A 24,466-nucleotide genomic window follows, 5' to 3' on the forward strand; every position below is an offset into this window, starting at 1 on the left:
ACGCACCCGCCGGCGCGTCCGCTCATGCGGCGACCGTTCCGGATTGCGGCGCCGCCGCCGCGGTGTCGACCGTCATCGCCGGCGTGACGAGCATGACCCCGCGGACGAGCGGATCGCTGACCGATGCCGCAAATACCGCTTGCCCTCCCTCTGTCGCGCGATCGGCGGCGACGGCCAGCGCGGCGAGTGCGAGCGCCGCGCCGCTTGTTCCGTTGGCAAGCCCGAGGTGGCGGCTGCGCTCGGCGGCAGTGTTGCCCCAGAGCTGCTCGCCGACCGTCACGACTTCGGTGCGGCGACTGCTGCGTTGATCGGCGTCGGTGACGAAACCGGATGCCGACAGTTCGGGACGCAACGTCGACAGTCGAGTATTGACCGCCGCGAGCAACTGTCCGAGCGTTGTCGATTCGGCCTTGCCGTGATCGGCGGAGCCCGCACGGCGCGCGGACGCGAGCCGATGGACCGACGGCACGGGCGTCACATGCGGCGCGTCGGGATGACCGAGCAGCAATGCACATGCGCCTTCGCCGGGGGGCATGCCGTTCGGCCGATCGCGGCCGTAGAGCCGGCCTGCGCGATCCAGCGCGTCGACCGCGTCCCGGCTCGCGGTGGAGTCGAACGCGAGGACGAGGTGCAGATCGCCGGACGGTTGCAGGTGCAATGCCTGGATCAGTTCGTCGACGACCGCCCAAGCTTGTACGGGATCGGCGACCGTGCGCAGTTGCGCGCGCGCGATGCCCGGTGCGACGGCTTCGCGCGCGGCGTGAGCATCGAGCCATGCGGCGAGCGTGGCGGCGACCGGTTGCCAGCGCTCCGGCATCAGCAGGTGGAGCCTGATCGGTGGCGCGTCGGCGCCCGCGCAGGACAACACGGCATGACGTTCGCGCAATTCGTCAAGCGCATCGGCGGCGAGCAGCAGCCCGCGCCAGTGCTCGTCCTGCAGCGCTTCCCGCGCGTCGGGCGCGAGCAGGCTCGCATCGAATCGGTCGAGCGAGACCGAGTCGACGGTGCTCGCGAATACGCCGGTTCCGTCCGGGCGTCGCAGTTCGGGATGAAGCGCGACGGAACGTTCTTCCCGGGCCGCCGCATCGATGTCCGCGGTCGTCGCCCCCGTCGGCAGCCTGACGCTGCTGTCGAGCAGCAGGGCCGCCCAGGTGTGCGACGCGGGGTCCTGCGCGGCAGAGGCGTCGGTCGATGCCGGTGCGCTCGGCGGTACGGCGGCCGCGAGCGCCGGACGCTGGCCGAGCCCCCGGCGCAGCCATGCCGCGCAGACGGCGAGCGCCGCCGGCAGTACGAGCCCGCACAGCAGTAACTCCTTGGTGGTCGGTGCATGCCGGCTCGTTTTCCACCAGGCGAACACGGCGACCCACACCGCGACGAACAGCGCGGCGACGAATGCCGTCTTGCGCAACCCCGTGATCATTTCCCTCGATTCTCCCGTGACTTGCGGCGGCGCGTGTCAGTTGCCGTCGCTGCCCGCCGTCCGGCTCGCGACCAGTGCGGCGCCGCAGGCCGTCTTGTAGCCGTCGCGCGCGACGCCTTCGCCCTGCACGATCATCGTGTCGTCGCCGTCGACGATGTGATTCGGGCCGTGGATCGGACACGTCACCGTGTCGTTGCGGCGTGCGATGCCGCGGCCGTCGACCGACGATTGCGTGGACGCGCTGGTCACGGTGCCGCCATGGCTATGCTTGTCCCCGAGGACGATGAAGGGTTGAGTCATCCGGATGGGCCTCCTGGCTGGATCGTCGGCGATGCATCGGGCTTTCGCCGCCGGGTGCGGGCAGCGTCGCGACTGCGATCGGCAACGCTTTTCGAATTGATTCCGGTCGAATCAGGTATTTATTACCTTTCGGGAATAATTGCCTGATTCGATTGGATCGTAATGTATCTTTCGAACTGAAGGCAGTCATTATCGTGCGTGAAGACCGCACGTCAAGGGATGAATTTTTAAATCTAGGCTGTTTGCCTATGGCGAATGCTGACGGTGTAATTTAAAATAGCTTACTTAAAATGGGGGCGCATCACTCGGCCCAACTGGCGCGAGTTCAGCGCGCCGACGAGTGGTGTTGCGGGGAATCCCGCGCGTTTCCTGCCGGTTCGGCGTGGCGATCGCGATGCCGGCAATCGTGCATCGTCCCGTGTTGGTCGCAGCAATATGCATTTAAAAACGTCAAATCCTGAGAGAGCGGGAACCGCATGAGCGTCATCACGGAATTTGCGTCTCTTTTCGGCGCATTCAATCGCCTGTATTCGCTGGACGGCTCCGGTGCGCTCGCCGCATTTCAAATCGAGCGCTGGGCCGGCCGCGAATCGCTCTCCGATCTCTTCGAATGGAACGTCGATGCGCTGTCGACGGATCCCGCACTGGATCTCGACGCGATGCTCGGGCAGCGTGCCGCCATTCGCACCACGCTCGCGAACGGCACGACGACGCTGCGCAGCGGCCTCGTCGCCGAGGCCGAGTGCATGGGTTACGACGCAGGCCTCGCCCGCTACCATCTCCGGATCGTGCCGTGGCTCGCGGCACTCACGCATGCCCGCGACGAGCGGACCTTCGTGAACCAGACGCTTGCGGGCGTGCTCGACACGGTGTTCGCGCCGTACGCGGGGATCGCGCGGTGGCGCCTCACGCCGGATGCGGGTCGGCGTCTCGACGCGGTGGGGCCGGCCGCATATCGCGTGCAGTACCGAACCCATACGCACTACGAATTCGTGCAGCATCTGCTGGCCGAGGCCGGGCTCGGGTTCTGTTTCGTCGAGGACGAGGACGCGCCTGCCGGGCACACGATGCTGGTGTTCGACGACAGCGCGCAACTGGCCGAGGACGATACGTCCGCGCGACGCGGCGGGGTGCCGCGCCGCTCGAGCGGCGCGGCGACCGGCGCCGACGACGTGATCCTCGGGATCGGGCAGTCGCTGTCGCTCATGGCCGATCGCATCACGCTGATCAGCAGCGACTACCGCGTGAACCGGGCGACCACCGCGAGCACGACGCTCGGCAGGCCGGACGGTGTGCGCGAGCTCTACGACGACGTCGGGCCGGAGGCGTTCGACAACTTGCGCGAAGCGGAAGACACGGTACGGCGCCAGGCCGATGCGATCGTGTCGCGCGCCAGTGTCTGGACCGGCTACGGCACGCTGCGCACGGCGCGGGCCGGACGCGCGCTGAAACTCGTCGATGCCGGCTGGCAGGCGGTGCGCGGCGCCGCGGCGCCCGAGGATTTTCTGCTGACGCGCGTCGAGCACGTCGGGATCAACAACCTTCCGGCGACCGTCATGGAAGCCATCGAACGGCGGCTCGGACCGTTGCCGGCGGCGGCGCTGGATCCGCGCGTGCTTCGGCAAGCGAAGACCGGCGGCTACGCGAACCGGTTCGATGCGGTGCCGCGAACGCAGGTCTGGCGGCCCACGCTGGCCGACGGAACCGGGCAGCGGCTCAATCCGGCGCCGACGGCGCTGGGCGCGCAGACGGCGATCGTCGTCGGTCCGACCGGTAGCGCGCAGGCGGGTTCGACGGGGCCGGTGCACACCGATGCGCAGGGCCGCCTGCGCGTTCGGTTTCACTGGCAGGCGCAGGACGATGCGGGCACCTATCCGACGCGCGCCATACAACGGCTTGCGAGCGACGGGCACGGCCTTCAGCAGGTGCCGCGCATCGGCCATGAAGTGCTCGTGCAGTTTCACCACGGGCTGATCCACCGGCCCATCGTGCTCGGCGGCCTGTTCAACGGCCGCGGCGAAGGCGGCGAGCCGCCTTCGCCGGGCGGTGCGGCCGGCAAGCCGCTCGACGCGTCGATCTACACGCAGGCGGGCGATCATGCGCCGAGCGCGCAGGGCAATCTCGCGGGCGGAATGAGCCCCGCGTGGCACGGCGCCGGCGGCGGCACGGATCGCCACAATCACGCCGGCGCGCTGTCGGGCTTCAAGAGCCAGGGCTTCGACGGGCAAGGCCACAACCAGCTCGTCGCTGACGATTCCGACGGCATGGGACGCCTGCAGATGGCGACCACGCACGCGGCGACGCAACTGAACCTCGGTCATCTGCGTCATCAGGCGGACAACTATCTCGGCAGTTTTCGCGGCCAGGGCCTCGAATTGCGCACGGATGCATACGGTGCGATGCGTGCGACGCGCGGCCTGCTCGTGTCGAGCTATGCGCCCGCCGGCGCCGCGCAGCCGGCGGGCGATGCATCCGCGCTGCAGGCGCTGCTCGCGCGGCACGCGGCACTCGTCGGCCGGTTCGACAAGACTGCCGATACGCACGGGACGCTGCCGTTCGCCGCGCAGCGCGGCGTCGAGCAGGCGGGCCAGTCGTCGCTCAACGGCAGTGCCGCGCCGCTCGACGCGCTCGCGCAGAGCTTCGCGACGACGGTCGGCGCGAACGGCTACACGCAGGCGTCGGCCGACGCCGCACAGCGATCGGCCGGCAACGCACTGCCGCATACGGGCGACCCCGTGCTCGGCATCGAGGCGCGGGGCGGCTACGGGATCGTCGCCGGGCAGGCGCTGCAATGGGCAGCCGGCGAAACGCTGTCGCTCGGCAGCGGTGGCGACTTCAATCTCGCCGTCGCGCAGCAGTTGCGCGTTCATAGTGGGCAGGGCATCGGCTGGCTGGCCGGTGCGAGCCATGCGGACGGCGTCGGCATCAGCATGATCGCCGGCAAGGACGGACTGACGCTGCAGGCGCAGCGCGATGTGCTGGGCCTGCGCGCGCGCGACGACCTGAAGCTCGCATCCGCGAGCGCGGACGTCGAGATCGCCGCGAAGAAGACCGTGCATCTCGCGGTGAGCGGCGGCGCGCACGTGACGATCGAGGGCGGCGACGTCACGTTCGGCTGCCCGGGTAAATTCGTCGTGTATGCCGCGCAGCACGCATTCGTGGGCCCCGATCAACTGAATACGCCGTTGCCGCAGTTTCCCGAAAAGGTCTGCGTCGAATGCCTGCTGCACGCGATGCAGTCCGGCAGCGCGCTCGCGGGCAAGGCGATCTGAACATGACGATCGACGCGACCGACTGGATCGACCGCTATCCCGACGACACGCCGGACCGGCTGAATGCGCTTGTCGAGCGCGCGCCGGCGGGCGGCCGCTGGCATCTGTTGCTCGACATGGGCTTCGCGCCGGCGCTGCGTGAGCGGATGCACGCAGTTGCGCGCAATGATGCCGTCATCGTGTTGTACGAAGGCGTGTACGACGGCGACGACCTGCTGGCGATTTCGCCGTGCGTCGTGCCGTTGCCGGCCGACGCGGCGGCGCGCGGGGCGATACTGGAGACCGTGCTGCGCGAGACGTCGGGACGGCCGATGGTGAGCCTGCTGCACGGCGCGCGCGAGACGGTCGCGCTTGCCGCGCATCTGCGTGGACAGATGGAGGCGATTGCGGCGGTCGACGACGAAGCGTTTCTGGTGCGTCTCGCCGATACGCGTTGCCTGCCCGCGTGGCTCGCGGCGCTGACACCCGCCCAGCGCCGCCGCTTCACGGACGGCATCGATGCGTGGCACGTGTTCGACCGCACCGGGGCGCTCGTCGCACTCGATTTCGGCACTGCGGGCGAGGCGGCTGACGGTGAGGCGGACGCAGGGCGCAGCGGCGAGCCATACGTGCTCGACGACGAACAGATCGAACGGCTTCGGCAGGCAGCGAAGATCGACACGCTGATTTTTCATGTTCGCCAGCGTCCGGAGAGTTTCGGCCGTCTGGTGGCCACGCCATCGCAAGTCCATGCGTGCGTGAGCACGGCGTGGGCGCGGCACGACGGGCCGCCCGCGGCGGCGTCGCGGGCCGCGCTCGATGCGCTCGTGGCGGCCGGGTTTCTGGTGACGGAACTGGCACCGGCGACGTCGTCCGCATAGAACGATACAGGTTGGTGTGCAGGCGACGACACGGACGTGTCGGCAATGCATGCGACGGGGTACGCAATGGATAGCGATTCGCGCCGGACGGCGTCGGACAAGAGGATGACAAGATGAGTTTGAATGCCGGTTCCACGACGTTTGCCGCTCGACTGCTGATGTTCACGGCCATCCTGCTCGGCACGGCCGGATGCTCGCGCGCGACCGACGTGTCGCCTGCCGCGTCGAATGCGGCCGGGGCGGCAAGCGGTGCGTCGGGCGTCGCAAGCGCGGCGGCCGAATCCGGCACGATGGGGTTGAAGCTGAATGCGCTCAACTACACCGACGTTCCGATCGGCACGTTCTACGTCGACGGCACCTGGGGCGGGACGGTGCCGGCGCGCATCGGCAGCGGCGGCGGCGCGATCATCTGCTGCGTCGCGTTGCCGAAGCAATGGCATCCGGGGCTGACCGTCAATCTGCAGTGGCGGGACGACAACCTGTACAGAAAGGATCCGAAGGCGCTCGCGAGCCGGGTCGTGCCGGTCGAGCGCTACGACACCTTCTCGGACGGCTTCCTGTGGGTCCTGTTCTTTCCGCACGACCGCATCAAGGTCTATGCGTCGCAGTGGATGCCCGGCTACCGCGGCTTCCCCGAAAATCTGCAGGCGCCCGACGAAGCGTGTCCCGGGCACTTCACGCTGCGCAACAGCGACCCGCAGTGCCCGAATCCCGACAGGAGGATCGCGCGATGAGTTTCCGCTTCGCGAGCGCCGATCGGCCTGACGTCGGCGTCGTCACGCGGGAGGAGCAGGACGCGATCATGCGCCGGCTGCACGACGACGACGGGATGAGTTGCTGCAAGACGCTGCATATCGGCATCTTCTTCGACGGCACGCGCAACAACGCCGATCGCGATCGTGCGGGCGGCAAGCACAGCAACGTCGCGCGGCTGTTCGACGTGTTTCCCCGCGACCAGTATCACAGCGCCATCTACGTGGCCGGCGTCGGCACGCCGTTCGTCGACGAGATCGGCGACCAGGGCGTCGGGCTGCAGGCCGCGGCCGGCGCCGCGACGGGGTGGGCCGGCGAGGGACGCATCAACTGGGCGCTGCTGCAGATCCATAACGTCGTGCATGCGCACGCGTTCGGCAATTCGCTGTCCGCGGCGCTCGGCAAGAGCGACAAGGAACTCGCGAAAGCCGTCAGCGTCGACCTGAACTTCAAGGGCATCGATCTCGGCGGTACGCCGCCCAAGCCGGGCAGTCTCGGCGACATCCACGCGCGCGGCAGTTCGAGCGTCGGAGCGCTGAAGCTGATGGCCGCCGAGCAGAACGGGATCGAACTGACCTGGGATCGGGACACGATCTGGGCGCAGCTCAAGGGCGAAGTCGATACGGCGAACTGGACCGCGACGATGCGTGCGTGGGACGAGAAACGCCGCGTCGCATTGCGGGCCCGCTGCGCGCAGTTGAAGGCCCGCGTCGGCGATCTGCTGGTGAAGGGCAAGCCGAAACTGCAGCGCATTCGGCTGTACGTGTTCGGTTTTTCGCGCGGCGCGGCCGAGGCTCGCACGTTCTCGAACTGGCTGGCCGATGCGCTGGACTCCGATTTCAGCCTGTGCGGCGTACCCGTGTCGTACGACTTTCTCGGCATCTTCGATACGGTCGCGTCGGTCGGCATCGCGCAAAGCACGGCCGCGACGCTGTTCGACGGGCACGGCGGCTGGGGGCGCAAGGAACTGATGAGCGTGCCGCAGTACGTGCGCCGCTGCGTCCACATGGTCGCGGCCCACGAGCCGCGCGGATCGTTTCCGCTCGACCTGATCGACGCGTCGCTGGACGGGCGTGAGGAGATCGTCTATCCGGGCGTGCATTCGGACGTCGGCGGCGGTTATGGGCCGGGTGAACAGGGGCGCGGCACCGGCGATGCGGACAAGCTGTCGCAGGTGCCGCTGCTCGACATGTATCGCGAAGCGCGCAAGGCCGGTGTTCCGCTCGACATCAAGGGTCCGGGCGTCGCCGCCGAAGCGGCGGCGGCGTTCGCGATTTCGCCGGCGCTCACGCGCGCGTTTTCCGCGTACGTGAACACGAGTGCGAGCTACTACTACGCGAAGGAGTACGGTACGCCGGGCCTGATGCGTGCGCACTACGGGCTTTACCTGCGCTGGCGGAAGATGCGGCTCGACAATTTGCGTTCGCAACCGTCGTTTCTCGCCGCCAAGGCCGCTTATCCGCAGGATGCCGTCGATCTCGACAGCGCGAACGAGGAACTGCGGCTCGAATGGCGCGATCTGCTCGAATGCGAGAAAGCAGGCGGACCGACCGTAAGCCGGTACGCGGGCAACGCGGTCAGCCGGAAGATCACGCAGAACCCGAAGGCGGCGGCCGTCATGTCGCCGGCCGTCCTGCCGATCGCCGCGGGCCTGCAGTCCTCGATTCCGTTCGTTGGCCCGCTGGTGCGCGCGAGCGCCAAGCGCGCCGAGGATTTCTTCCAGCTGCAGCTCGACGAGAAATGGAAGCAGTGGCTCGAGGTGCGCGGCGACTGGAACATGGGGCCGCCGGAAGCGCCGATCAGCGCGCTGTACGACAACTTCATGCACGATTCGCGCGCGTGGTTCAAGCCGCTCGGCGACGACGACGACGTGTGGAATCACAACCAGATCAACGCGCTGAAAACGCGCCAGGCCGAGTTCGAGCGCCGGCATGCCGAGTGGAGGAAGCGTCAGCAGCTCGGCGTGCCGGGACCGTCGCAGATCATGCAGGCGATGGGAGCAGGGGCGTTCGGGCTCGGGCCGGCCGTCAACGTAGCGCCGGAGCCTGAACCGCGTTCGCCGTTGACCGCGCAGCAGATCGATGTTCTGAAACGCTACGACGCCGCGCAGCAGGCCGCGCAGAAGGCTCGTGCGGCCCGAGACGCAACCGCGCCGACCGATAGCGCGATCCTGACCGACCCGAAAGTCACCGGGGGGCTCGCGCTGCAGGATTCGGGGCGCGAGTTTTCGTTCGTCTGGGGCTACCTGCGCTGGCGCACCGTCTACGTGAACGGCGCGCGCTGGGACGCGCCCCATGTGCCGAGCGTGCAGGAAGACATGGAAGCGATGCGCCAGCAACTGCAGCGCAACGTCGACATGAGCAAGCTGTTCCGATGAACCGATTCGATACGAACCAGCCGGCGCGACACGCATGCGCGCGCGATTGCCGAGAAACGACATGGATCTAGTTGCCGCATTGACAGGGTACGGGCAGGCGACCCGTCATATCCAGATCGACACCGCGATGCCGGGGGCCTTCGTGGTCGAGCGCTTTCACGGTCGTGAAGGGATCAGCGAATCGTTCCGGTTCGAGATCGACGTGCTGTCGAGCGAGCCGTTTCTCGATCTCGCGCCGCTGATCGGCAGCGCCATGCGGCTGCGTCTGGCGACGGCATCGGGCGAACGATGCTGGAACGGCTACGTCACGCATGCCGCTTATGCGGAGAGCGACGGCGAATTCACGCGCTACCGGCTCACGATGGAATCGTGGCTCGCGTTGCTGCAGCTGCGCCGCAATTGCCTGTATTTCGTCGATCTCGATGTCGAGGGTATCTGCGATCGCGTGTTCGGCGACTATCCCGAAGCGAAGTGGCGCCATGAACGCGTCGAGCCGCTGCGATCGTTTCGCTTGCGCGGCCAGTATCGCGAAACCGATCTCGAGTTCGTGTTGCGGCAGTTGTCCGAAGCCGGGTTGTCGTTTCGCATGGAGCATGGGCAGGATGCGGGGAAGGCGCCGTCGGGCGACCATACCGTCGTCGTGTTCGACCGCCATGCGCGGCTGCCCGACGGCAGCGCGATCGCGTTCAACGCGCAGGACGTCGGCGATCCTGACGGCGTGATGACGCAATTCTCCGATCGGCGTCAGCTCGTGCCGGATCGTGTGGTGGCGACGAGCTGGAAAGCCAGCGAACTCCATGCGCTCGCCGGTCATGCGCAACAGCCGGCCGACGCCAACGCGCCGCTGCTGCCGGTGCGGGAAATCTTCGACGGCCAGCGCGCCGGCCGCTTCGACACGAGCGGCGACGCGCAGCGTTATGCCGAACAGCGTCTCGACGCGCTGCAGCTCGCGAAGCGGATCTACCGCGGCGGCGGCTCGTCGCGCACGCTCGAGACCGGCAACGTACATACGCTGAACGATTATCTGGGCGGCGCCGTTCGTTTCGTGCCGCTGTCGATCGAGCACGAGGCCGTGAACAACCTCGGCGCGCAGATCGGGCAGCTGTTCGGACGCGGCGAGCTCGACAAGGGGCTGTATCGCAACCGTTTCGTCGCGGTGCCGGAAGGCGCGCCGATCGTGCCGCCGTTCCGCGACCGGCCGACGGTATATGGCGTGCAGACCGCGATCGTGGTCGGCGAGCCGGGCGGGCGGGTCAGCAGCACGCGCGATCACCAGGTGCGCATCCAGTTTCCGTGGATGCGCGGTGTCGCGCCGTTGCCGGGCGGGCTGACGGAGACGGCAAGCCGGTCCAATCCGGCCGGCCATGCGCCGGGCGATCACCGTTCGGGCATCCTGGTTCGCGTCGCCGAACAGGCGGCCGGGCCGAATTTCGGTCATGCGTTTGCGCCGCGCGTGGGGGCGGAAGTGGTGGTCGGCTTCGAGTCGGGCAACATCGATGCGCCGGTCGTGCTGGGCCAGGTGTATGGCGGCCGCGTACGTCCGCCGTTCTCGGCCGGCGAGGGCAGCGATGCCAATCATCCGGGAACGCTGACGGGCCTGCAGACGCAAACCCTCGATGGACAGCCGGGCAGCCGCTGGGTGATGGACGATGCGGCCGGGCAACTGCGTCACGAACTGAGCAATTCGACTGCCGGCACGCGACTCGCGCAGGGCTATCTGATCGACCAGCAGGGCACGATGCGCGGCGCGTATCGCGGAGAAGGCTTCGAGCTGGCGACGCAGGGGTGGGGTGTCGTGCGGGCCGGCGCGGGCGTGCTGATGTCGAGTACCGCGCGCCGGCTCGGCGCGTCGACGCAGATGGATGTCGCCGAACGCGTGGAGCAATTGAAGGACGCGGCGAAAACGGCGCAGGAACTCGACACGGCGGCGACGGGGGCGCAGGCGGTCGGCCTGAGCGCGAACGCGGCGCAGACGGATTTCCTGAAGGCGATCGATCCCGCGCAGGACGGCAAGTATGCGGGTAGCGTGGGCGGCCAGAGCGCGACCAAGCCGACCGGGACGCAGCGCGACGGCGGCAACCCCGTCGAGCGATTCGCGACGCCCGCGGTGCTGATGGAGTCGCCGGAGAACATCGTGGTGACGACGCCGGAGAGCGCGGTGTCGTATGCGGCACAGCATGTTCACCTGACGTCGCAAGGCGATGCGCACGTGGGCGCCGGTGCGACCGTGGCCGCTGCGACCGGCGATGCGATGAGCCTGTACAGCGTGGCGGGCGGGCTCAAGGCAATCGCGGGCGAAGGGCCGGTGAGCGTCGAGGCGCACGCGTCGACGATGGAGATTCTCGGCGACCAGACCGTGCGCGTGACGTCCACCGACGAGCGCGTCGACGTGCTCGCGCAGGAGGCGATCGTGCTGCAGCAGGGACCGAACCGCATCACGCTGAAGGGCGGCGACATCATCGTCGAGACGCCGGGGCAGTTCGCGGTGAAGGCAGGCGGGCATCCGTTCCCGGGGCCGCGCGCGACGAGCGTGAAGCTGCCGGCGCTGCCGGTGTTGCCGCAGGGCGATCCGTGCGACTTTCTCGTGCAGGCGCTGGCGGCGAGTCCGGCGGGGCGGGGGGCGGTGGCGGCGGGCGGAAGTCTGGCGGGTGCGGCGAGTTTGATCGCCGGTGCGACGGCATCGGGGGCGGGTGGTGCGGTGGGCGCGGCGCGGACGTTCGCGAGTGCATCGAACCAGCCGATCTCGACGCCGACACTGCCCGCTCAGCCGGCCGCGTCGATGGGTCCTGGCTCAGCCGACTCCACGTTGCCGCGGGAGCCGCAACTCGGACATTCGGCTCCCGTGCCGGTGTCGGACGAACTCGAGGGACTACCCAAGAGCGGCCCTAGCGGATCCGTCGCCCCATGCAACCTTCATATTCCGCCACTCAAGGAGCTGGAATATCAGCCGGATATGGGGCTTGTCGACTACTATCAGACCGACGCGAACGGCCGAGCAGTGCTCGAAAATCAGAAGCCGATTCTGCTTCGCTTTTCCGGGTCGACCGGCATGTACGACATCGAATACACGCCGGCAACGGCCACGTTGACCGCAACGGTTCGCCTTCGGGTCGTGCTCATGGATCAGCATGAGTATACGAACGGCCGGTTGCTGGTGGACAGGAAAACCGGTAAGCCAGTTTCGATACCGTACGACGGCGATGGGCCGCAGGATGACAGGGTCGTCTGGGAGAAGGTCGAGCGGCCTGGCAATTCGGCCGATCTCGCGGGTTTCAAGCAGCGGATCGAAAGCGGCCTGAACCGAAACCACTACTACATGCAGCCGAGGAAATGTCCGCTCGGCAAGAACTGTACCTGCAAGGTGAAGTTGAAGCAGGAAATCGAATTCGTCACGACGACCGGGCGATTTCACAGCACCATCAGTCTGTACCCGATGGAGGCGCGGGCAAATTCGGAGAACTGGGGCGAGGTGCAGGTCACGTGGGATCCAGAGAAGAAGAAGGCAACGCGTGAGGCTACGCAAAACGCCATCATTCACGAGGCAGGACACCACTATGGGTGGCCGGACGAGTACTTCGAGAACAAAGGGACCGTTTACGGCGCCTATATTAATGCGCAGAAACTAGTCGACGTCACGATGCCGCAGCTCCAGGACAATTGGCAGCGGACTTCTTCGACGAATCTGATGGGGGAGGGGATGTTTCTGCCGCATCCCGAGATTCCGAAGTACTACATGTACGGATTCCGCGACTGGTTCCAGAAGAAGACCGACATCGAGTGGGAAGTCCTGAAATGATGCGTTTTACACGGGTTCTGATGGCGATGACACTGATTCTTGGAGTGACGGACATGGCGTCTGCGAAAAACGAGCGTGGCTATTTCGAAATCCGCAGCGGGTCCGGACAGACCAACCCCGCGCCGACCATGGTGATCAAGGATGACGGCAAGACGCTTTCCTACTATTCGCGCGGAAGAGACCTCGATCACAGTTCGCAGGGCCGCTATCTGGGCATCGGGAAATATACGGTCGAATCGAGCGACACCTATGCGGGACAGCTCGCGGAAATTCGACACGTGTTGAGCAAACGTGATGCGGCGGTCCGGGACGCGGTCAACGCGGGACCTGTTCTGTCCTATTCGTTCGACATGGATGGACACCACTACGAAGGTGCGTTCAACTACCAGGCGGAAAAGCCGGTACAGGACAAAATCATCGCGTTGTATTCGCTCGCGAAGGAACTGCTGAGCCACGGAGAACCCGAGATCAATCTTCGTCCGGCATTGTCGATTCGTTCCGACTCGAATCGCTTGCTGGTCGAAGTCGAATTCCGTAACGAAGGCCGGCGCGAGGTCGTCATCGATGGTCCGGATACCTGGACGGACAACCTTGCGATCCCGAGTCGGCAATACGTCGAAATCCGGGGGAGCAACAGCGCGGGCGCCGACTTCAAGGTCCGCCTCGGCAGCAAGTATCTGATCGAAGCGTCGCGCCGCTACGCCAGTGGAATCACCGTCAAGCCGGGCGACGTGATCCGGCTCGGGTTCGCGGTTCCCTACGATGCTTTGTCGTTCGACAGCGATTCGCCCATTCAGCGCATGGAAACCGGCACCTACGATTTTGTCGGTCGCATGCAGGGCAATGTCGACAAACCGGACGAGATGTCCGGCAGGTTCATCACATGGACGGATCCGGTGCCGTCAGTCGGTTTGACGCGGGAATGACATGATTCAGACTGAACGCACGCCACGCGCGATAGCGATGATCCGGAGGAGAAAAGGTGCTCGCCGAGCGGGAAGCCGCACGGACGGAATCGCGCGACGCGTGCCGTATTTTCTGGCGGCGGTGTTTCTGTTCGGCGCGACGGAAGCCGCATTGGCCGGAGAAGCCGGGGATTACTTCGCGATGGAAAACAGTCCAGGGCAAACCAATCCTTCACCCCCACTGGCGTTCACGTTCGATGGCAATCGCGTTGCCTACTATTCGCGCGGACGGGATCTGGATATCATGCCGCCGGCGAAGTACACGGGCATCGGAAAATACACGGCAGAACTGAACGATCGTTTCCGACCGGAGATCGAGCAGGTCAAGCGGATTCTCGCCAATCACGAGATTGCTTCGGTACCGGGCCGGAATATCGGATCGGTCCTGAGATATTCGTTCGAGCAGAACGGGATGCGTTACGAGGGCCAGCTTCAATATCGATCCAGCGACGCGTTCAGTGGCAAGCTGGCGTTTCTTTACGACCTCGCGCAGGATCTGCTTGACCACGGCACGCCCGAAATCAATCTGCATCCGGAGTTTGCCGTGCACTCTGCATCGCGGGATCTGGTGGTGGATGTCGTGTTCAAGAATGATGGGGAACAGGAGGTCGTCATCGACGGTCCGGAGCAATGGTCGCCAAAGTGGGCACACCCGAGCGTGCAATACTTTCAGATCCGGGCATTCGGTGACTCCGGTATCAAGTTCAAGGTCAAACTGTTTGCAAAGTATCTGAGCGCTGTCTCCCGCTCTTATGCGTCGGCGATTTCCATCAAGCCGGGACAGCCGGTCAAGATCGAATTCGTGGTGCCCTATGCGGATCTGGAGTTCGATCCGGATTCCTCGGCACGGCAGATTCTGGCGGGTGCGTACCGGATCGGAGCCGTGGCCAACCTCAATATCCAGACGCCCGATGAAATGAATGGAAAGGTGTTTACGCGAATGGATTCGCTGCCCGCCGTCGAACTGACCGAACAGTAATGCGAATGCCGGGCACGTCGAACTCCCTGATTCAAGATACCGCCCCCCGCGAACCCCGAACCTACCCACCATGTCGACCCAATCCGACCTCATCCAGACGTTCTTCCGCGGCTGGTCGCAGCACGACCGGTTTCTATGGCTGACCACGCCGCTTGGCGCGGACAAGCTTGTCGCCGAGAGCCTGCACGGATGGGAGTCGCTCGATCGCGGCGGCTTCCGGTTCCAGGTCACCGCGCTGACCGAGCGTCCTGACGTGCCGCTAGACAAGCTGATCGGTGCGCCGATCCTCGTCGAATGGCAGGTCGCGGACGGGCACGACGCACGGCGCCCGTTCCACGGCCATGTGATGGCTGCGGAACTCGTCGGCTACAACGGTGGCCTCGCTCGCGTGCGGCTCGTCGTCGAACCGTGGCTCGCGCTGCTGCAGCAGCGCGTCGACAGCTACAACTTCGTGAACGCGAGCGTGATCGAGATCAGCGAGCAGATCTTCGCGCACTACGCGCGTGGCGCGATCGCGCCGGCATGGCGCTGGGCGCTCGCCGATCCGGCGAGATATGCGAACCGCAGCCTGACCGCGCAGGCCGGAGAATCGGATTTCGCGTTTCTCGAGCGACTGTGGGCGGAAGAGGGCATCTTCTACTGGTTTGAACACGAAGGCGATGCGCAGTCGACGGACCTCGGCAAGCACACGCTCGTCCTCGCCGATACGAACCAGCGTTTCGTGCCGGCTGAACCCGAGGTCGTCGGTTTCCATCAGACGAGCGATGGCGACCCGCGCGGCGGTATCCGGCAATTCATGAACGCGCGCCGCTGGCGCATCGGCAGCGTCGCGCGCGCCAGCTGGGATCATCGAAGCCTGTCGACCCGTCCGGTCGGCGCGCTCGCGAGCGGCGCGGTCGCACCGGGCGAGGATCGCGATGTCGCGGGTCCCTACGCGTTCCAGACTGCCGCGATCGGCGACCAGCGTGCCCAGCAGCAACTCGATGCGCAGCGTGTGGCGGCGCTGCAGGCCGAAGGCATCGGCACGCGGCGCGATCTGCGGCCGGGGCTGCACTTCGCGATGTCGCAGCATCCGTCGCTCGACCCGTCGCGCTCGTTCGTGTGCCTGCGCGTCGAGCACGACGCGCGTGCGAACGTGGGCGCCGACGTGCATGGTGCGATCGCGCAACGGCTGGGCGCGATTCCGCCGATGCTCGATGTGGCGCCCGGCGAGGGCGGCGGCGCGCAGGCGCTGCACGCGGCATTCGACGCCGCGACGCATGCCGGCGGTGCGCTCGTGGACGGCGACGTGGTGTACCGGAACCGCTTCACGGCGCTGCCGTTCGACCAGCCCTACCGTCCGTTGACGCCGAACGGGCACGGTGCGCGCGTGCATCCGGTCGCGGTGATGCCGGGCGCCCAGACGAGCATCGTGGTGGGAGCGGGCGATCCGATTCACACCGAACGCGATCACCGGATCCGGATCCAGCATCATGCGCAGCGCGGGCCGCGTTCCGCGAGTCGGGAGGAACATCCGCGCGCGGCGAATGCGCCGGCCGATCACGGTGCGGGCACCTGGACGCGCATGGTGACCCCGGTCGGCGGCGACAACTGGGGCGGGGTGAACGTGCCGCGCGTCGGTCAGGAAGTCTGGACCGAATGGCTGGAAGGCCAGCCCGACCGGCCGGTCGCGGTCGCCGCGCTGTACAACGGGCAGGGCAACGCCAACGCGCAGCACAATGCGCTGGCGGGCGGCCCGAGCGGCAGCACGGCCAATGCGGCGGCGTGGTTCGCCGGCAACGACCACGTGGCCGTGCTGACCGGCTTCAAGACGCAGGACCTGGGCGCGAGCCAGACCGGCGCGGGCGGATCGCGGCAATTCATGCTTGACGATACGGCCGGCCAGTCGAGTGCGCGCCTTTATACGACCGATCACGGCAGCGGCCTGACGCTCGGGCACATCAAGCAGGTGCAGGACAACCGGCGTCTGGCCGATCGCGGCTACGGCGCGGAACTGTCGACGCAGGCGGCCGGTGCGCTGCGCGCCGGGGCCGGCTTGCTGATCAGCACCGCGCCGGGCGTCAACCAGATGGACGCGAGCGCGGCGAGCCAGGTGCTCGCGCAGCAACGCGAGATGCTGCAGGGGCTCGCGAACTTCGCGCGCAAGCAGGGCGCGGAGCCGGGCGCGAGCCCGGCGCAGCCCGGTGCCGCGACTGCAGGCGGCACGACCCAGCAGCCCGCGGCGATCGAGGGGCTGCAGCAAAGCCAGGCATCGATCGGCGCGACACGCGAAGGCAGCGGCGCGGGCGGTGCCGGCGGCGGCACCGCGCTCGCGTGGCAGCATCCGCATCTCGTCGCGCACGGCGCGGCCGGCGTCGTCGCGCTGACCGCCCAAAGCCACGTGTGGACGTCGGGTACGCAAACCGTGCTGAGTGCCGGACGCGACGTGCAGGTCACGGTCCAGGGCAAGTCCAGCATCGTTTCAAAGGAAGGTATCGCGCTGTACACGCACGGCAACCCGGGCGGCAGCCGCCCCGTGTCGGCTGTCGGGATCGCGCTTCATGCTGCGACGGGAGCAGTCGCCGTGCAGGCGCAGAACGCCGGGACGCTCGACGCCCGTGCGCAACGTGCGGTGACGGTATCGAGCGCGCAGGCGAGTGTCGCGCTGCAGTCGCCGAAGCGGCTGTTGCTCACGGCCGCCAACGCGTTCCTGAAGATGGAAGGCAACGACATCGTGATCGGCGCGCCCGGCAAGGCGACGTTCCACGCGGCCCAGCACACGCTGACCGGCCCGCGATCCGCGAACGTGCAGCTGCCGCCGATGAACAAGCCCGCATGTGTCGAATGCATGCGGGATCTCGCGCATCGCCACGAAGCGATCGCCACGCGCGGGTGACGACGATGCCTACGCTGCTCCAGGCATGGGAAACGACGGCAGCCGCCGAGCAAGCGGCGTTTCCGGATGCTCATCGCTATCTACTGGCCGATGGGTCGCAACTGCCGGTCAACGCGGCGCCCTGGCGCGAGTTGATCGCGCAAGGGCAGGTTCACAACGTGCTCGCGGGCCAGCCGGAGGCGAGCCATCCGGAGGTCTGTGCACTGGTGTGCGATTACCGTGCGCCGCACGTGCCGGCGTTGCTCGAACGGCAGATCGCGCGGCGGCCATTCGCGTTTCTGTCGCTGGTCAGCGTGTATCCGCTCGAGGAACTCGCGCCGAAACTCGCCGTGAGGACGCGCGTGACGCTACCCGACGATCGCGACGGGCTGCTGCGGTTCTACGACGCGGCGGTGTTCCAGGCGCTGGCAGGCGCACTGTCCGAGTCCCGCTATCAGGCGCTGCTGTCGCCGTGCGTGTCGTGGACCTGGGTGCGTCGCGATGGCACCGTCGGGTCGGTGCGGCATCCGCGTCGGCACGAACGGCTCTTCTACCCGCGTGTGGATGTCCGCGAGCTCGACGCGTTGCGGCGCGACAGCCGGCCGGACGCCGTGCTCGCCGAATTGCGACGCAACGGCCGGATCCCCGTCGACGCGGATCCGTTCGACACCTATGCGCGGATGCGTCGCCTGTTCGACGTGCTGGACGCGCAGGAGCCGGGTGACGAGCGGCTCGCGTACCGGATCGGCGCGACGCTGGCGATGGTCGGCCACGTGCAGCTCGACGATGCGAGCGTTGCCGAATGCATCGCCGCCCATCGGCACGATCACGACGCGCTGTGCGATGCATTGCTCGATCGCCTGATCGAGCTGGGCGATGCCGCGAATGCCGAGACGGAGCCGGAGGCGCAGCGATGAGCGTGGCTGCTTTGTTTTCATTGCGTGGCCGGGCTGGGCGCATGCAATGGTGGAGCGTCACCGTGCCTTTGCTGCTCGCCGGCTCCGTGCTCGATGCGCTCGCCGATCTGCCCGCCGCGCAGCGGGCGCAGACATTCGTGGATCTGGCCGGATGGGCATTCGCGATCGTGATGATCTGGCTGCTCGTCGCGGTGTCGGTACGGCGCTGGCACGACATCGGCAAGTCAGGATGGTGGACGCTCGTCCATGCGGTTCCCGTCGTCGGCGCGTTCGTCGCGATCGCGATGAACGGGTTCGTCCGCGGTGACGACGCACATAACCGGTTCGATCCGCCGTTGCGCGGTGAACGCAACAACGACGCAAGTTTGCGAGGGTATCGATGAAATTCAGGGCAGGGATGCACGTTTTGGCGCTGGTCGGGCTCGGTGTGCTCGCCGCATGCAGCAAGCACGGTGTCGACGTATCAGCGCAGCCGCATGACGTGTGTGTCACCGGATACAACGAGTACGGCCGCAAGCTTCACGAATTCTGGCTCGACAACGAGCACAAGTCCGGATGCTTCGGCAATCCGTCGGCGCGCGAGGACGGCGAGGCATTCGGCGGCGGCGGCGGCTTCGCCTGCGGCTGCAAGGTGACGCCGGGACAGACGGTGAAACTGTTCTGGGAATTCGCGCAGCCGCTGGACGACATTCAGCGCGGCATCCAGCCCGAACGCAAGACGATCGACGTGACCATTCCTCAGCCGGAATCGCCGACGTCGCGCTATCTGCGTGTGTATTTCCGCAAGAACGGCACCGCCGAGCTGCAGTGGGTCGACGACATGAACGCGCCCGAACTCAAGCCGACGCAGGAGAAGTGAGCCCCATGGCCGACATCAACCTGAAAAAGGACGCCGTCTCCGCGGAGACGGACCGCGTCAAGGCGGAGGCCGAACAGATGTGTCCCGCATGCGAACACATGCTGTGGGTCAGCTTCTATTTCGACGGCTTCAGCTTCGGCGAGAAGGACGGCCCGCGAACCAACATCCTGAAACTGTTCAACGCCGCGTACGACAAGAAGAACAAGAACATGCGACGCTTCTACTATCCGGGGCTCGGCGCGGATTTCGATCCCGAGACCGGTGTGCTGAGCGAGGTCCTGAAGGACAAGGCGACGGATACGCTCGGCGAGAAGGCCGGCGACAAGCTCAAGGAGCAGACCGTCGACAAGGCGAAGGAAAAGGCGCAGAAGGCCACCGAGGACGCGTGGAAGCGGAGCGGAAAGATCAGGCATCCTACGTTCGGAAATCGCGTGAGCGACACGTTCGATACGCTGGTCGGGAAGGCGAAAGACGGCTTGGGTGACGCGCGCAAGCGAATCGAACGCGCGATCGAGCGGCCCGGGTCGGAAAAGAATCGTGCGCTGCGCCATCTGCGGCACGAATGGAAAGGTTTCTGGCGCGATGTCGTCAAGTATCCGTACCGGATTCCGAAGACCGTGCTGAAGGAGGTCGGCAAGGAATCGCTGGGCGCATTGGCCGAGTCGTTCCAGCTCACGCGCGATACGAAGCTGGGCGCCGCGCTGTTCAATACGGGCGTGGATACGCGCCTGAAGGCAGCGGAAGGGGATTTCAAGGCGGCGGTGGCCGGCGCGAAGCAAGCCGGCACGGTGAACAAGATCCATGTCGCGATCTTCGGCTACGACATGGGCGGCGGCCTTGCGCTCGCCTTTGCCAAGCAATTGCTCGACGAGGTGGCCAAGGGCGGCCAATACGACGGCGTTCCGGTCAAGATCAAGTTCATGGGACTGTTCGATTGCGTGACGAACCGCTTCGACGACAACCTGCTGACGGGCTACATCCCGCTGAGCAACGCGGTGTCGTCGGATCTGATCCTGTCGCCGGACATCGAGAAATGCGTGCACTACGCGGCCGCCCACGAACTGCGCGTGTACAAGCCGCTGACCATGCTCGGTGTCGACCCGTCCGACATGCGCGGCCGGCGCCAGGAGCGCCTGTTTCCCGGCGCGCAGGTGGACGTGGGCGGCGGTGCGATCGAAGGCGAGGACGGCATTTCCGACAAGCTGGCGCGCGTGCCGCTCGAGATGATGTACCACCGCGCATATGGCGCGGGCATTCCGATGCCGAGCCTGAGCGCGCTGGCGAACGAGGACGGTGCGCTGTATCAGCAGATCGTCGCGCCGCCGGAGATCCAGAATTTCCAGCTCGACTACCGGATGGCGGTCAAGAAGCTCGTGGCGACGACGCGCGAAATTCCGCCGCTGATGCCGCTGGGCACCGGCATCGGCTATCCGTCGGCGGCGCTCAAGCCGTCGATCGAGCCGCTGGACTTCCTCAACCCGAAGCCCGTGCCCGACATGACGGACGGGTGCCGCGTGCCCGATCCGGCGCCGCCGCGCCCGGTCGTCGTGACCGATCTGCCGAAGGACATCCAGGGCGAGCTGAAGGGCCACATGGTCGTGTATGTCCAGTGGCTGCGCATGTGGTACGACCAGGCCGAGAATCGCACGGCCGCGGCGCAGCGCAAGCCCGGCTGGCTCGGCGGCGCGGCCAATCCGCTGGCATACGGGCGTTACGAGAAGCTGGTGCGCGAGATCGATTACCAGAAGCAGCACGGCACACGCCCGGGATATGGGTTCGATCGCAAGCAGGCGATGAAGCAGCTCGACGGCGAGTTGCCGCCGTCGATTTTCAACACCGATCCGCAGGCGCAGGCGCTGTTCTGGCTTTGGAACAATCCGGGCGAGCGCCTGCCGCAAGTCGAGGCGATGTATCCGCTATTCGTGAAGCACGTGCACGACAGCATGGCCGAGAGCGACATCGAGTCGGTGTGGAGCCACCTCGTGTCGATCAAGAACTACATGAATACGCGGGCAATGCAGAAAATCGCGACCGCGCCCGACAAATCGTTCCTGGACCGCGTCGCGGACGTGTACCACTCGCTGGTATCGACCGTCTCGGCACCGTCCGGCACGACCGTCGCCCGATAGCCCGATAGCCCGATAGCCCGATAGCCCGGCTCGCGCCGGCCGACCGCGCGCAGCCTGCCCGCGCGCTATTTCGAGATATACCAGAGTGCGTCGGTGCTGACGCGCGTGGCCGGCTTGGCCGCGGCGGGCGCCTGAGGCGTCGCGGGCGGCGGCGTGTTCGACGTGACCGCGGTGGGCCACGTGGCCGGCGGGTTCGACGGACTCGACGCGGGCGGGGTATTCGCCGTGCTCGCGGTCGATGCCGAACCCGACGTCGACGGCGTGTCCAGATACCAGAGTGCGTCGGTCGACGCCGTGCGCTTGGTCGATGCATTCGCGGCCGGTTGTTTCGCTGCGGGCGCCGCGGTAGCCGTCGGCGCGGGCGCGCCCGAGCGCTGCGTTCCCGTTCCCGTCCCGCCCTGAGCGGTCATCCCCGCCGTCCCCCGCTGCGCGCGCGCCTCGAACGGCCCGAGCTGGAAGATTAACGTTTGCGCCGGACGCGTCAGGACGGCATACGGAAACTGCAGCTCCCACGACATCAGCACGCGTCCGGACGACGTCTCGGTGAAGATCGCCGGCACGTGTTTCATGTCGCTGAACTGCACGTACACCCGCGCGCCATCGTCGAAGACCTGGGTCGGCTTCGCCTGGTCGGCGCCCGTGACCGTCCATCCGAAGTTATACGAGCCGGCCGGACCGGCGGGGCCGCCCTGCGGCGGCGGGGGCGGCGGGGCCGACGAGATCGTGCGCGGACGCGTGACCTGCTGCGGTGCGGACACGCTCAGGCTCGCGAACGGGTTGTACGCCTGGGCCTGTTGCGGCGGCGTAAAGGACGGTGGAAGGATAGGCATGGGAGTATCCGGCGAATCCGGCATGGTCCGGATTGCATCATAGACCTTGCGTGCATACGCGAGGCGCTTGTCGGGCGATGCGGAGTTGTACGCGCCGATCGCGTTCCAGTTGGCGCCGAGCTGGCGAATGTTCTGCGATAGGATCCACGCGCCGACATACGCGTTCGTGCAAGCATCGAACAGGCTTTCCCGCGTGATGCCTTCGCGCGCGAGCGTCGGCAGCCAGGTGCTGTTGATCTGCATCAGGCCGATGTCGACCGTGCCGTTCGTATTGGTGTTGACGGCGTTCGGATTCATGCCCGACTCGACCTGCGCGATGCCGCGCATCAGGCTGACACTCACGTGCTGGAACGCGGCCGCGTCGTCGAGGCAATCGGCCCGGGCGACACCGTGCAGCGCGCACGACATCGCGATCGTCGAGGCGATTTTCAGCGTTTCTCGGCTGATCGAACGGGTTGTCTGACGCGGCATGGCAGGATGGGGCGGAATCCGACCGCCCGGTGCAAGGAAATTACGCAGACGCGAAGTGTGCCATAGCGAGCAGGCAAATGGCTCGCGTCAAACTTTCCTTTGCATTTGCCCATGCGTTCGCCACGCATTTCCATCGCGTCCAATCGCGGGGGCGGCGAAGCATTATCGGTAAAAATGGCCGGATTATCGCGTGAATACCGGGGCAGTGACGGCGCCGGAATACTGACGCATTGCGTCATTGGCTTGGGGAATTCGGTGCTGAATCAAACTGGATGGTAATCGCGCGGCAGTCGATAGCCGGGCTGAAAAGGGCGATGACAAGGCGATCCGGAATCAACGGCAGCCGATGCCGCCGTGTCGGCCAATGCGGATTCGACCGGCCGCGCGACGCGCAGCCGGCCGTTGTTTTGCATCAGAAGCGGTGACGCAGGCCGAGGTTGACCATCGTCTGCGAGCTCGTGCCCGCATAACCGTACGACCCGATCGAGGCCTGCGCGGCCATCGAGCCGCCGTTGCCGTCGCCGGTCCGGCCGCTGGCGTGCTGGTACGCGGCGCTCAAATAGACGTCGGTGCGCTTCGACAGGGTGTAGTCCGCGCCGGCCGATACCTGGTGATAGGTGGCCGACGTGTCGCCGCCCGAGCGCGTATAGCTGTAGCCGACGCCGACCAGCAGCGCGTTGGTCGCCTGATAGTTCACGAAGCCTTGCCCCGTGTTGTAGTGCTCGTTCGAGCCGAACACCGAGCTTCCGTCGCGGCGGTACTGCGCGTTGCTGTAGCCGAGGCCGAACGTGAACGGGCCGGCGACGTACTGGCCCGCGATGCGCGCGATGCCGATCGAATGCGCGCTCGCATAGCCGCTGTTGATCGGGCCGTCGAACGTGCCGTCCGACGTGCTGGTCCAGCCGCTGCGCAGGCTGCTCGACGCAGGGCTGTTGGTCGCGTGGAAGTAGCCGCCCGCGACGCTGAACGGCCCGTTGTTGTACGACACGGCGGCCGAATACGAATTCGCGGCGCCGGTGCTCCCGGCGATGCCGCCGAACGAATACATCGCCGAGAACTGCAGGCCCGCATAGACGGCCGACGTGTACTTCACCGCGTTGTCGACGCGGAAGCTGTTGTCGTAGTTGTCGACGTCGCCCGGCGTCGCGAACACGCTGCCCAGATAGTTGTCGGCGGTGATGCCCTGCACGAGATCGACGAGCGGATCGTACTGGCGGCCGAACGTGAGCGTACCGTAGCGGTCGCTCGTCAGGCCGACGAACGCCTGCCGGCCGAACATGCGGCCGCCCTGGCCGAGCCGGCCGTTGCTCGGGTCGAAGCCGTTCTCGAGCTGGAACAGTGCCTTCAGCCCGCCGCCGAGATCCTCGCTGCCTTTCACGCCCCAGCGGCTGCCGGCCAGGTTGCCCGCGCTGCTGTTGCCGAGCATCCATGCGTTGTCCTTGCCCTGCGCATGGTTCACGTAGGTGATCGACGTGTCGATCACGCCATACAGCGTGACGCTCGACTGCGCATGTGCGACGGGTATTGCCGCGAATGACGCGATGGAAACCAGAGAGAGGGTCGTGCGTTTCATTTCATCTCCTTGCGCATTGGCTTGTGCTCGTGATCCGGAATGGCAGGAGACTACCGAGCCCGATGAAAACGGCAAAAATGAAATTCTCTTTTGTGGCCTGACGCAGACAGG

General features: G+C 66.5%; 16 protein-coding genes. 12 read left to right on the top strand and 4 right to left on the bottom strand.

Going from position 1 to position 24,466, the window contains the following annotated elements; genetic code table 11:
• Positions 1-22: 22 nt before the first annotated feature.
• Both ACPTTC_RS07810 and ACPTTC_RS07815 read right to left on the bottom strand, forming a co-directional pair.
• Positions 23-1,420, bottom strand: coding sequence for a hypothetical protein (locus tag ACPTTC_RS07810; protein ID WP_423392090.1), 1,398 nt, complete (start codon positions 1,418-1,420; stop codon positions 23-25).
• Between the two features lie 36 nt (positions 1,421-1,456).
• The gene (locus ACPTTC_RS07815) at positions 1,457-1,720 is read right to left on the bottom strand and encodes a PAAR domain-containing protein (protein ID WP_423392091.1); all 264 of its coding nucleotides are present in this window, start codon (positions 1,718-1,720) and stop codon (positions 1,457-1,459) included.
• A gap of 476 nt (positions 1,721-2,196) precedes the next feature.
• Between ACPTTC_RS07815 and ACPTTC_RS07820 the strand changes: the two genes are divergently transcribed.
• The 12 genes from ACPTTC_RS07820 (at position 2,197) to ACPTTC_RS07875 (ending at position 21,481) form a co-directional block, all read left to right on the top strand.
• Positions 2,197-4,992, top strand: a complete 2,796-nt coding sequence (locus tag ACPTTC_RS07820; protein WP_423392092.1) for a type VI secretion system Vgr family protein — start codon at positions 2,197-2,199, stop codon at positions 4,990-4,992.
• A gap of 2 nt (positions 4,993-4,994) precedes the next feature.
• Positions 4,995-5,852 carry a DUF4123 domain-containing protein gene (locus tag ACPTTC_RS07825; RefSeq protein ID WP_423392093.1) on the top strand — a complete coding sequence of 286 codons (858 nt, stop codon included), beginning with the start codon at positions 4,995-4,997 and terminating at the stop codon, positions 5,850-5,852.
• A 113-nt stretch (positions 5,853-5,965) separates the two neighbouring features.
• Positions 5,966-6,586, top strand: a complete 621-nt coding sequence (locus tag ACPTTC_RS07830; protein ID WP_423392094.1) for a DUF3304 domain-containing protein — start codon at positions 5,966-5,968, stop codon at positions 6,584-6,586.
• Entirely contained in the window at positions 6,583-8,982 is a 2,400-nt protein-coding gene (locus ACPTTC_RS07835) for a T6SS phospholipase effector Tle1-like catalytic domain-containing protein (protein WP_423392095.1), read from the top strand. The genes ACPTTC_RS07830 and ACPTTC_RS07835 overlap by 4 nt, the downstream gene beginning before the upstream one ends.
• Positions 8,983-9,043: 61 nt before the next feature.
• Entirely contained in the window at positions 9,044-12,778 is a 3,735-nt protein-coding gene (locus ACPTTC_RS07840) for a type VI secretion system Vgr family protein (RefSeq protein ID WP_423392096.1), read from the top strand.
• A 53-nt stretch (positions 12,779-12,831) separates the two neighbouring features.
• Positions 12,832-13,704 carry a hypothetical protein gene (locus tag ACPTTC_RS07845; protein ID WP_423392097.1) on the top strand — a complete coding sequence of 291 codons (873 nt, stop codon included), beginning with the start codon at positions 12,832-12,834 and terminating at the stop codon, positions 13,702-13,704.
• 1 nt (position 13,705) lies between these two features.
• Positions 13,706-14,722, top strand: a complete 1,017-nt coding sequence (locus tag ACPTTC_RS07850; RefSeq protein WP_423392098.1) for a hypothetical protein — start codon at positions 13,706-13,708, stop codon at positions 14,720-14,722.
• Positions 14,723-14,792: 70 nt separating this feature from the next.
• Positions 14,793-17,597 (top strand): type VI secretion system Vgr family protein, encoded by a 2,805-nt coding sequence (locus ACPTTC_RS07855; RefSeq protein ID WP_423392099.1) that lies wholly within the window; start codon positions 14,793-14,795, stop codon positions 17,595-17,597.
• Between the two features lie 5 nt (positions 17,598-17,602).
• Complete coding sequence (locus ACPTTC_RS07860; RefSeq protein ID WP_423392100.1) at positions 17,603-18,493, top strand: DUF4123 domain-containing protein; 891 nt, start codon at positions 17,603-17,605, stop codon at positions 18,491-18,493.
• Positions 18,490-18,876 (top strand): DUF805 domain-containing protein, encoded by a 387-nt coding sequence (locus ACPTTC_RS07865; RefSeq protein WP_423392101.1) that lies wholly within the window; start codon positions 18,490-18,492, stop codon positions 18,874-18,876. Before ACPTTC_RS07860 ends, ACPTTC_RS07865 begins: the two co-directional genes overlap by 4 nt.
• Entirely contained in the window at positions 18,873-19,352 is a 480-nt protein-coding gene (locus tag ACPTTC_RS07870) for a hypothetical protein (RefSeq protein WP_226198019.1), read from the top strand. Before ACPTTC_RS07865 ends, ACPTTC_RS07870 begins: the two co-directional genes overlap by 4 nt.
• 5 nt (positions 19,353-19,357) lie before the next feature.
• Positions 19,358-21,481, top strand: a complete 2,124-nt coding sequence (locus tag ACPTTC_RS07875) for a phospholipase effector Tle1 domain-containing protein (RefSeq protein WP_423392102.1) — start codon at positions 19,358-19,360, stop codon at positions 21,479-21,481.
• A gap of 65 nt (positions 21,482-21,546) precedes the next feature.
• Here ACPTTC_RS07875 and ACPTTC_RS07880 read toward each other — a convergent pair whose 3' ends face one another.
• Both ACPTTC_RS07880 and ACPTTC_RS07885 read right to left on the bottom strand, forming a co-directional pair.
• Entirely contained in the window at positions 21,547-22,782 is a 1,236-nt protein-coding gene (locus ACPTTC_RS07880; RefSeq protein WP_423392103.1) for a transglycosylase SLT domain-containing protein, read from the bottom strand.
• A gap of 412 nt (positions 22,783-23,194) precedes the next feature.
• On the bottom strand, positions 23,195-24,355 hold the full coding sequence (locus ACPTTC_RS07885) for a porin (RefSeq protein ID WP_423392104.1): 1,161 nt from the start codon (positions 24,353-24,355) through the stop codon (positions 23,195-23,197).
• Positions 24,356-24,466: the final 111 nt, after the last annotated feature.

It is taken from the genome of Burkholderia mycopellens (assembly GCF_964265025.1).
GTDB lineage: Bacteria > Pseudomonadota > Gammaproteobacteria > Burkholderiales > Burkholderiaceae > Burkholderia.

Bases quoted from the DNA above. Each gene is read 5' to 3' on its own strand.
- ACPTTC_RS07810 (WP_423392090.1), bottom strand. From the start codon at position 1,420: ATGATCACGGGGTTGCGCAAGACGGCATTCGTCGCCGCGCTGTTCGTC.
- ACPTTC_RS07815 (WP_423392091.1), bottom strand. From the start codon at position 1,720: ATGACTCAACCCTTCATCGTCCTCGGGGACAAGCATAGCCATGGCGGC.
- ACPTTC_RS07820 (WP_423392092.1), top strand. From the start codon at position 2,197: ATGAGCGTCATCACGGAATTTGCGTCTCTTTTCGGCGCATTCAATCGC.
- ACPTTC_RS07825 (WP_423392093.1), top strand. From the start codon at position 4,995: ATGACGATCGACGCGACCGACTGGATCGACCGCTATCCCGACGACACG.
- ACPTTC_RS07830 (WP_423392094.1), top strand. From the start codon at position 5,966: ATGAGTTTGAATGCCGGTTCCACGACGTTTGCCGCTCGACTGCTGATG.
- ACPTTC_RS07835 (WP_423392095.1), top strand. From the start codon at position 6,583: ATGAGTTTCCGCTTCGCGAGCGCCGATCGGCCTGACGTCGGCGTCGTC.
- ACPTTC_RS07840 (WP_423392096.1), top strand. From the start codon at position 9,044: ATGGATCTAGTTGCCGCATTGACAGGGTACGGGCAGGCGACCCGTCAT.
- ACPTTC_RS07845 (WP_423392097.1), top strand. From the start codon at position 12,832: ATGGCGTCTGCGAAAAACGAGCGTGGCTATTTCGAAATCCGCAGCGGG.
- ACPTTC_RS07850 (WP_423392098.1), top strand. From the start codon at position 13,706: ATGATTCAGACTGAACGCACGCCACGCGCGATAGCGATGATCCGGAGG.
- ACPTTC_RS07855 (WP_423392099.1), top strand. From the start codon at position 14,793: ATGTCGACCCAATCCGACCTCATCCAGACGTTCTTCCGCGGCTGGTCG.
- ACPTTC_RS07860 (WP_423392100.1), top strand. From the start codon at position 17,603: ATGCCTACGCTGCTCCAGGCATGGGAAACGACGGCAGCCGCCGAGCAA.
- ACPTTC_RS07865 (WP_423392101.1), top strand. From the start codon at position 18,490: ATGAGCGTGGCTGCTTTGTTTTCATTGCGTGGCCGGGCTGGGCGCATG.
- ACPTTC_RS07870 (WP_226198019.1), top strand. From the start codon at position 18,873: ATGAAATTCAGGGCAGGGATGCACGTTTTGGCGCTGGTCGGGCTCGGT.
- ACPTTC_RS07875 (WP_423392102.1), top strand. From the start codon at position 19,358: ATGGCCGACATCAACCTGAAAAAGGACGCCGTCTCCGCGGAGACGGAC.
- ACPTTC_RS07880 (WP_423392103.1), bottom strand. From the start codon at position 22,782: ATGCCGCGTCAGACAACCCGTTCGATCAGCCGAGAAACGCTGAAAATC.
- ACPTTC_RS07885 (WP_423392104.1), bottom strand. From the start codon at position 24,355: ATGAAACGCACGACCCTCTCTCTGGTTTCCATCGCGTCATTCGCGGCA.